At 58.8% G+C, this 2,621-nt stretch carries 1 protein-coding gene; it reads right to left on the reverse strand.

What is annotated here, in order from left to right; genetic code table 11:
• Positions 1-988 precede the first annotated feature (988 nt).
• The coding region (locus H5U08_RS15325; protein WP_297034962.1) for an ATP-binding protein at positions 989-2,621 on the reverse strand (1,633 nt) is incomplete at its 5' end.

Genomic DNA, 2,621 nt, shown 5'->3' on the forward strand with positions numbered 1-2,621 from the left:
GCCGGCGGCAAGGGGGACGTTTCCCCGCACCGCTTCGGGCCCCAGGGGTGGGATCGGAAGTTGGACTAGAACAACGTGAAGTGGCATCCGGATCAAACTCGCTGGGCTGAGAGAGACTTCCAATACCGGACCGAAAGGGCTTTAGTGCATTTTATCCATGGGGATGGACAACAATCCGGCTGTGTTCTGGAAGTTTAGGCCAGCGGAAGAACACAAGACAAGGGTTGCTGCCGATGGCAAATTTCGCTGACCCGCTCGTGAAGGCGAAGCTTCGTCCGGAGTTCACCCCTGTCAAAGTCGCCGATGGGTGAGCATGCGGCGCTGGTGTGCAAGACATGCCTGATTTGGATGGCAAACCGGGCAAATGGGTGCCCGACCTTTTTCGGCCCGTCGAAAGGGAATGGATGATTGAACGTCAGATGGTGGATGTGACAAGCACGTCCCTCCGAGGGGTGTTTCGGAGGGGCACGCTTCTCGTGCCCGGGCAAAGCCAACGCATGATTGAAAGTTGAAGAAACGGACGTGGCAGGCACGTCCCTCCGAGGGGTGTTTCGGAGGGGCAGGCTTGTCGTGCCCGGGGCGAGTCCACATATGGAGTGCGGGGCTTTAGCCCCGCTTTCCGCGCGGGACTTCAGTCCCCGCCGAAAAGCAATGGATGATCCAATATCAAACGACGGACCTGACAAGCACGTCCCTCCGAGGGGTGTTTCGGAGGGGCACGCTTGTCGTGCCCGCGAAATGGGAAACGTCGTTCGGAGGGGCACGCCTGTCGTGCCCGGGCAAAGCCAATGGATGATCGAACCTCGAATCACGGACCCGACGAGCGGGTCCCTCCGACATTGGTAGGGGCCATTCACGAATTGCCCCTCCAGCATATCGCGCTCGTAGCGTGTGATACGTTTTGGAAGAGCAGGGATGGTACAGCTCTCGTCGCTTGTGGAAAACCCCGGCGGGGAGCCTGTCGCTGCATCCGTGCCGTTTGTCCAGCTTAAGAGTCAGCGGAAAGTGCGGTAAGCTCTTGCCGCTGGCTTGCCAGTTCCTGGAGTGTCTGCAGGAGTGTTTCTCGCCGGATGGGTTTACTGAGATACTTGTTGCAACCGGCGTCCAGGCATATTCCTTCGTCTTCCGCCAGAGCATGGGCGGTCAGCGCCACGATGGTTCCCGGGTAGCCTTCCTGCCGGAGGAATCGGGTGGCCTCGTAGCCGTCCATCTCCGGCATCTGCATGTCCATGAAAATGACGTCGAAAGGCTGTCCTTCTTTCCAGGCCGCCATGGCCTTTTCGACGGCTTCTCGGCCGTTCTCGGCGAGCGCGACACTGACACCCGCTTTCTCCAAAATCACTTTCAATAACCGCCGAATATCGGGGGCGTCTTCCGCCAGCAGCACGCGAAGATGGGCAACACCGCTGGGCTGCGTTTCCGTTGCAGGCACCGGGGCAGGAGTGGCCGTCCGTCGGGGATCCGAGGACCCATCCTCGCTGTGGGACGCCCCACCCGCATCGGCTTGCTCTCTGCGAACGGTTTGCGCCAGGATCGTCACGGTGAAGGTGCTGCCTTTGCCGGGCGTGCTGGTGACGGTGATTTCCCCGCCCAGCATTTCCGCCAGGCGTTTGCTGATAGAGAGTCCCAATCCGGTGCCACCGTACTTGCGGCTTGTCGAGGAGTCGCCCTGAGTGAAAGGTTGGAACAATCGCGCCATCAGATCCGGTGGGATGCCAATGCCGGTATCGATCACGTCGAACCGGAGGCGCACGGTGTCGGAGGGCTCTTGCGGTGTGCACGAAACACGCACACGGACTTCACCCTGCTCGGTGAATTTGATCGCGTTGCCGATCAGGTTGATGAGAATTTGCCGGATGCGAACCGGGTCGGAAATGATCAGATCAGGAAGCGGCGTCAATACCTCCAGACGAAGGGGCAGTTTCTTTTCCTCTGCGCGAATCCGCATCAACGCGATAAGTTCGTCGAGGGTTTCCCGCAGCGGGAATGGCTGCATATCCAAGCGCAGTTTGCCCGCTTCGATCTTGGAAAGGTCAAGGACATCATTAATGAGCTGGAGTAAGTAGTTGCCGTTTCTCTCAATAGTTTGCAGCGCCGCCCGGTGTTCGGGCTTGCAGTTTTCCTGAGTGAGTTCCTCGAGAAGCATTTCTGTATATCCCAGAATGGCCGTCATGGGCGTGCGTATTTCGTGGCTCATATTGGCGAGGAACTCGCTTTTCGCCCGGGTGGCGGCCTCGGCCTTCTCGTAGAGCTCCAGGAGAGCCTGATTGTTCGCTTCCACAATCGCGGCATATTTGGCGAGTTGGTCTTCCGCCGCCTTCCGGTGGGAAATGTCCCGAATGATGGCCACGATGTGCCGGACATGTTCCAGTTGTACCGTGGAGAGGGTCAGTTCCACGGGAATATGGCGGCCGTCCTTGCAGCAGGCCGTCGCCTCGATCCGCCGGATTTGCGGGACGTCGCTTTTCGCCCTATCCGAGAAATAATGATTCTCGTCCTCTTGCGGTGCGATTGCCTGTTCGTAGGCGACCAGTTCCTGGAATGAGCGTTCGAGCATCTCCCTGGCGCTATACCCAAGGATATTTTCTGCCGCGGGATTGCAGAAGAGGATTTTTCCTGAC

Source organism: Thermogutta sp., from assembly GCF_014359955.1.
GTDB lineage: Bacteria > Planctomycetota > Planctomycetia > Pirellulales > Thermoguttaceae > Thermogutta.